At 65.3% G+C, this 6,407-nt stretch carries 5 protein-coding genes and 1 pseudogene; 2 read left to right on the top strand and 4 right to left on the bottom strand.

All coding sequences use genetic code 11. The features are described 5' to 3' along the window. Nucleotides 1-276 precede the first annotated feature (276 nt). Nucleotides 277-1,410, top strand: a complete 1,134-nt coding sequence (locus AC1DYI_RS23845) for a sterol desaturase family protein (protein ID WP_477206619.1) — start codon at nucleotides 277-279, stop codon at nucleotides 1,408-1,410. Nucleotides 1,411-1,903: 493 nt separating this feature from the next. Continuing rightward, the gene (locus tag AC1DYI_RS23840; RefSeq protein ID WP_477206618.1) at nucleotides 1,904-2,779 is read left to right on the top strand and encodes a hypothetical protein; all 876 of its coding nucleotides are present in this window, start codon (nucleotides 1,904-1,906) and stop codon (nucleotides 2,777-2,779) included. 32 nt (nucleotides 2,780-2,811) lie between these two features. Here AC1DYI_RS23840 and AC1DYI_RS23835 read toward each other — a convergent pair whose 3' ends face one another. The 4 genes and pseudogenes from AC1DYI_RS23835 to AC1DYI_RS23820 form a co-directional block, all read right to left on the bottom strand. Then, nucleotides 2,812-3,192, bottom strand: a complete 381-nt coding sequence (locus AC1DYI_RS23835) for a hypothetical protein (RefSeq protein WP_477206617.1) — start codon at nucleotides 3,190-3,192, stop codon at nucleotides 2,812-2,814. 274 nt (nucleotides 3,193-3,466) lie between these two features. After that, nucleotides 3,467-4,909: pseudogene (locus AC1DYI_RS23830) on the bottom strand (coniferyl aldehyde dehydrogenase); the annotation flags it as partial. 219 nt (nucleotides 4,910-5,128) lie between these two features. Then, nucleotides 5,129-5,728, bottom strand: coding sequence for a hypothetical protein (locus tag AC1DYI_RS23825; RefSeq protein ID WP_477206616.1), 600 nt, complete (start codon nucleotides 5,726-5,728; stop codon nucleotides 5,129-5,131). A 139-nt stretch (nucleotides 5,729-5,867) separates the two neighbouring features. Next, nucleotides 5,868-6,407 (bottom strand): YcaO-like family protein (locus tag AC1DYI_RS23820; RefSeq protein WP_477206615.1); only part of this gene is annotated, 540 nt, incomplete at its 5' end.

Genomic DNA, 6,407 nt, shown 5'->3' with positions numbered 1-6,407 from the left:
AGCCACGTCAGTGCGGCTCGCGATGCCGGCACAAAAGCGGGTTAGCTTGCGGCGGCGGGTGAGTGTAGGCGGGCGAGGACGACCGGCTGCTCCCGAGTTGCCCTCGGTTGCCGGCTGGACGAGACGGATGCCGACGACGCACCGGATTGAGCAGGAAGTCGCGCGGGTCAGGGGTTTTCGCCAGGGCAACCCCTGTCTTCTAGGGGGACGCTTCGCACCTGAGCCGGGATAATTGCGCCCGACCCATTACGAACACCGCACGCCTGGGAGGGCAGGATGAACGAACTCGACAAACTGAATCGGCTGACCAAGTCGCACGGGGCTTTGCAGCCCGGCAAGGGCATGGTCTCGGGCGTGATCGCGCTGGGCCTGGCGCTTCTTTGTTTCCTTGGTGTGCTGGCGTTCCACTGGCCCGAATACCTGACGACGCCGCAACTGCGCCAGGCTTACAAGGTCGACGTGATCCGCCAGTTGCTGTTCTGGTCGCTGGTGTTGTCGGGCTCGATCGCGCTGTTCAACATCATCCGCGGCCGGGCGCGCTGGCTGGCCTTTGGCTCGTTTGCGCTGATCGGCCTGTGCCTGGCGCTCGGCGGCCACAAGGTGCCGGTGGACAGCGACTTTCCGGACCACACGCCCTACATCGGGCTGGACTGGTTCATCCTCGACCTGCTGGGCTCGACGCTGATCTTCGTCTTCATCGAGAAGCTGTTCGCATTGCGCAAAGACCAGCCGGTGTTCCGTGCCGAGTGGCAGACCGACTTTCAGCACTTCATCGTCAACCACATGCTGGTCGGCTTCGTGCTGCTGGCCACCAACCTGCTGGTGCATCGGCTGTTCGGCTGGGCCGCGAACGACGGCATCCGCGGTTGGGTGCAGCAACTGAACTTCTGGGTCGCGCTGTTCCTGATCATCCTGGTCGCCGACCTGGTGCAGTACTGGACGCACCGGGCCTACCACGAGGTACCGATGCTGTGGCGGCTGCACGCGGTGCACCACAGCGTCAAGAGCATGGACTGGCTGGCCGGCTCGCGCCAGCACATCCTCGAGCTGATCATCACCCGCACACTGGTGCTGGCGCCGATCTACCTGTTCGGTTTCAGCAAGGAAGTGATCGACGCCTACATCATCGTCGTTGGCTTCCAGGCGGTGTTCAACCACGCCAACGTGAGCGTGCGGCTGGGCCCGCTGCGCTACCTGATCGTGACGCCGAACTTCCATCACTGGCACCACTCGCAAGACCAGGAAGCGCTGGACAAGAACTACGCCGCTCACTTCGCGTTCCTTGACTACCTGTTCGGCACTGCCGTCAAGTCAGACCGCGAATGGCCCGAGCACTACGGCGTGCTGGGCGACTACGTGCCGGACGGGTTCTTCAAGCAGGTGGCGTTCCCGTTCACTTGGAAGGGCTGATCGGCAACGGCCGGGCACGACAAGAACGAGGGCGGCTGCGAGGCCGCCCTTTTTCATTGGCAGAAGGAAAAGTCGCAATACCACTGACTTTTAAGGTTAATCAGGCCTTGTTTGGTCTTTGGTATCAGATACGGCGGGTCGGCTGAGCGGCCATTTCGGCTGTCCTGCGGCCTGCCTGGGTGGCGCGTTCCATACGCCTATTCGTAGTTGGGGATCGAAGAGCGTGCGTCCTACTATTCATGGCCTGGAAAGCAATGCGGCGGGGCGGGGTGGATTCACGCAGCGGCGTCACGCGCCGATCCGCACCTCGCCAGGTACCGGGCGGCCCTCGCCATTGCACCCCGCGCTGTTTGGCGGTCTGGCGCGTGCCTCGCACTGCTTCGCACTGCTTCGCGTGAGCGCAGTGCCCTTGTGAAGAACCTAACCTGGAGATCACATGTCTTGGATCGACTCAGTGACGTCAAGCGCGGGCAACTTCTTCCACCACGATGTCATGCCCGAGCTGGACAAGTTGCGCGATGCCGCCGCTGACCAAGCGGCGTCGGCATGGAAGCAGGCCGCGCCAGTGCTCGAAGTGGCGAAGGACAGGGCCGTGCCCCTGCTGGAAAAGGCATGGGACAAGTCCTCGCCGGTGTTGGAGAAGGCGTGGGAGGAGTCCGCGCCCGTGCGGGACGTGGTGGCGGATGTACGCGACGATGTTCGCGATACCGCGGTATCGGCCTGGAACCACGTGCCGGGGAACGAGACAGCGGAGAAGGCCGTCGCCGACCTGACGGATCGCCTGCCGTTCAACAACGCCGCGAAGGCTTCCTTGCAGGCGTTGTTTGGCGCGAAAGAGATCACGCTGGACAAGGACGCCACCGACGGCATCCAGAACGACCCGGACTTCGTGGCGAAAGAAAAGCAAATCAATGCCGACGTCGTGAACGCGGCCAAAGCGGATCCGAGATACGGCAAGATCGAGTTCGACATCTCGCTGTCCGAGCTGTACAAGGACAAATACCCGGAAAGCGAAGGGCGCGTCCCGCTGGGACTGGGCGGCGAAAGCGGCGAATCGAGCAAGTGGGACCAGCTCCGACACATCTACGACCTGGACGACCCCAACGTCAAGAAGACCTGGCAGGTGGCTGCCAACGAGCAGACCTGGTTGCTGCGGCATTGCCAGCTGGACGGCACCGCCCATGTGGCCAAGGACGGCACGATCACGATCGACTACAAGGTCTCGGACAAACTGGACCTGAGCCCCCACGGCAAGGTGGACGACGCCTACGATGTCGTCAGCAAGGGGCTCGGGACGGTCTGGCACGGCGTGTTGGGCGCCGAGGCACCCGACGTCACCGGGACGTTCACACGCACCGTGCCGACCTGATCGCTGCCAAGGCCAAACGTGGGGCTTGACGCTCAGTACCCGCTCAACTGCATGTCGACAAAGATCGTGCTGCCACCGTTGTTGCGCGCGCAGACCTTGAACCAGCCGGGGACGATGTCGGGGCGGGTCGAGGACGTGGCGTTGAAGTAGTACGACGACGAGTCCTGGGTCAGCACGTCGACATAGTTACCGTCGTAGGTGTACGAGCGCTTGACGGTGAAGTGGGCGATGGCCGGGCCGCCGAAGGCAGTCTTGGACGTGCCGAAGGACGTGACGGTGCTGGTCACGTAGATCGGGTCCTTGCAGACGCGAGCGCCGGGGTAGACCGGCTCGGACGCATGGGCTATGGCGGCGCCGAGCAGCAGTGCTGCGGCGCTGAGCCAGCGGAAGGTGGTGACAGATCGGGTGTTCATTCAAAGCTCCTTGAGGCGTGTGAGGAATGCACAGGGCAAGCCGACGGCTGGGAACGAACCGCATTCCCTGGCGTGCCTGTGTGTTGGCCGGCCCGGTGTGCGGGCTCGGTGCTTTGAATTACGCGCGGCCGATCAGGCCGGATTCGGGCGTTGCACCCGAATGGGCGAGTTAGGGGGAAGACGTCGGCGTAGCCCGCGTTACTGAAAAGTTAGCGCGACCGAAATGAAAACGGGCTGCGCAGCGGCGGCCACGCAGCCCGTTGAGACTGATTCTTCAGCCCGCGATCTTCTTCAGCATGCCGATCATGCGGTCGAAGGTCGCGCCGTACGGCGGGTAGAACAGCTTGGTGCCGGCAAAGCGGGTCTGTTCGAAGATCGGCTTTTCCTTGCTGAAGGTGCGGAAGCCCCATTCGCCGTGGTACGAGCCGATGCCGCTCGCGCCGACGCCGCCGAAGGGCTGCTCTTCCTGCCCCAGGTGCCAGATGCAGTCGTTCACCGTTACGCCGCCGGCATGCGTCTGCTCCATCGCGTGGCGCTGCGCGGCCGAGTCTCGGCCGAACCAGTACAGCGCCAGCGGCCGGTCGTGGCGCTGGATGTAGGCCAAGGCCTCTTCGGGCTTGTCGTAGGCAATGATCGGCAGCAGCGGGCCGAAGATCTCTTCCTGCATCACCGTCATCTGCTCGGTCGCGCCCAGCACCAGGTGCGGCACCAGCTTGCGGCCAGGCGGCGTTTCTGCGTGCGTGGGCACCAGGCGTGCACCTTTGGCCTGCGCGTCGCGCAACAGGCCCTGCAAGCGCTCGAAGTGGCGAGTCGAGACGATGCTGGTGTAGTCGGGGTTGTCCGCCAGCTTCGGGTACATCTTGCGGACCCGGCCGAGGATCGCATCGGCCAGCGGGCCGACCATCTCGCGTGGCGCCAGCACGTAGTCGGGCGCGACGCAGGTCTGGCCGGCATTGAGCAGCTTGCCGAAGGCCAGCCGTTCGGCGGTCACACCGATGTCGGCACTGCGGTCGATCAGCGCCGGCGACTTGCCGCCCAGCTCCAGCGTCACCGGCGTCAGGTTCTTTGCGGCGGCCTGGGCGACGATGCGCCCGACCGCGGTGAAGCCGGTGAAGAACAGATGGTCGAAGGGCAGCGAGGTGAACGCGCGGCCGACATCGGCGTCGCCGACGATGACCTGCATCTCTTCCGGCGCGAAGTGCTCGCGCACCATGCGGGCCATCAACTCGCTGGTGGCGGGCGTCAGCTCCGACGGCTTGATCAGCACGCGGTTACCGGCGGCCAGTGCGGCCAGCGCCGGCGCCATTGCCAAGTAGTACGGATAGTTCCAGGGTGACACCACGCCGACCACGCCCAGCGGCTGGCGTAGCAGCCGGTTGCGCGCCGGCCAGAAGTGCATCGCGGTGGGCACGCGGCGGGTCTTCATCCAGCCGGGCAGGTGGCTGATCGCGTGGCGCGCCGCCGACTGCACGGTGAAGACCTCGGTCAGCAGCGTTTCTTGCCGTGCGCGATTCTCGAAGTCTTGCGCAATGGCCGCGGCMAGATCCTGCGCATGCTTCTCGGTCATCTGCCTCACGCGTGCGAGACGGTCTCGCCTTACTGCCAACGTGGGGAAGGTCTCTGACGCGAAAGCGGCGCGCTGCTGTTCGAGCGCGACGCGCAGATGCTCTTCAATGCCTTGGTTCACGCTGCACCTCCTGGCCTGTAAGGCGGTGCAGCGTACAGGACTGTCCGGGCGCGAACTAGGCGAGCAACCCTAGAGGCATTTGGGGTCAACCCGAACCGCACCGGGCGGCTCGGGGATTGGACGCCTCAGGGTGCGACGCGGCTCGCGTCCAGCAGGAAGTCATGCTGTGCCCCCTGATTGGAAGTTAGAGGGCGCGGTCGGACACTGGGCCGGCCGGTTCAGCAGCGCAGGGGCTGCTGAATTTTCGAATCAGGACTCGTCGGCCTCGGCGGCTTGCCGGGCGGCCCTGGCAGCCTGCCTGGCGGCTTTGACCTTGGGGTCGTTGCCGTTGGCTTGCTTGGCAGCCTTCTTGGCGGCTTGGCGGGCGGGGTTCTTGGCCGCGTTCTTGTTGGCATTGCCGGCGCCGGTCTTCTTGGCGCGGCTCTTCGGGGCAGCGTCGGCTCCGGCCTTGGCGGCGTTCCTGGCATTCTTGGCGGCAGGGCGGGCGGCGATCTTGTCGATGATCTTCTTGCCGACGGTGGGTTCGTCCGACTCTTCGCCGTCCTTCCTCGGGCGGCCGGTCTTCAGGTTGGGCACCGCGGCCAGTGCGGCCAGGAAGGCCTGGTCGGACAAGCTCCTCAGCAGCTCGATGCCGGCACGCAGCAACTCGCTCTTCTTGGCCGGAGCGGCCAGGCGCGTGGAGCGCTGGCGCAGCTCGTTCAGCGTGGTGTATTCGGCCTTCGGGATCGTGAAGCTGTCGCGCACCAGCTTGGCCTTGGGCGCCTTGGGCGTTTCGGCTTTCTGCTCGGTGGCTTCGGCCAGCACGGCGCTGCCGTTGGTCTTGGGGGCGTCGGTATCGTGGTCGTTCATATGGGGTCTCCTGTAGAAAACGATATATACAGTTTATACCGTTTTCAGGAACGCAGATGCGTCTACCGCGTTGTCGGCGGTAAAGATTGGTGTCCGAGCCCGCCAAGCGCGGCGCGGAAGGCGCGCCGCGTCGACGCTTCTACAGGAACAGTGGCGCCGGGTTGAGGCTCGCCTCATCGGCGGCGCGGGCTTGCCAGCCTTGCGCCACCGGCACGTCGTAGAGCCGGCCCGGGCCGAAGCGCGGCCAGAAGTGGCGCAGTCCGGGCACGATGACCTGCACCACGCTCAGGCCCAAGTCGGGCCGGGTCTTGTTGACGACGAACGGCGACAGCCCGGCGCGGGCGAGCTGCTGGCAGCACAGCGTGATGTCTTCTCGCAGGTCCGCACCGTTCGACAACGACGGCAGCGCGTGGCGGGCCAGCCCCTGCGGCTGCAGGAAGTCGGCTTGGGGCAGCAGCTCGCGGTCCCAAGGGGGCGGGGCGTCTGCGCGGTGGTCGAGCAGCTGGTTCAACTCGGTCAATGCCCGGCTCAGCGCGATGGAGCCTTGCAGGTGGCAGCCGAAGCCGATCGCGTGGCGATCGCTCTCGGTGTGGTGCGCCACCGCGGCATAGACCGGGATGCGCAGGTCGTGCGTCAAATCAAGCACCTGCACCTGCCAGCCGGTGGCGCGGTAGTCGGT

Source organism: Ideonella sp. P3_A4 (assembly GCF_056403075.1).
The sequence above is the reverse complement of the archived record's forward strand: the minus strand, read 5'-3'. Positions and strand labels throughout refer to the sequence as shown.

What these genes read in the sequence shown, in the direction of transcription:
- AC1DYI_RS23845 (WP_477206619.1), top strand. Translation starts at nt 277, where the DNA reads ATGAACGAACTCGACAAACTGAATCGGCTGACCAAGTCGCACGGGGCT.
- AC1DYI_RS23840 (WP_477206618.1), top strand. Translation starts at nt 1,904, where the DNA reads ATGCCCGAGCTGGACAAGTTGCGCGATGCCGCCGCTGACCAAGCGGCG.
- AC1DYI_RS23835 (WP_477206617.1), bottom strand. Translation starts at nt 3,192, where the DNA reads ATGAACACCCGATCTGTCACCACCTTCCGCTGGCTCAGCGCCGCAGCA.
- AC1DYI_RS23825 (WP_477206616.1), bottom strand. Translation starts at nt 5,728, where the DNA reads ATGAACGACCACGATACCGACGCCCCCAAGACCAACGGCAGCGCCGTG.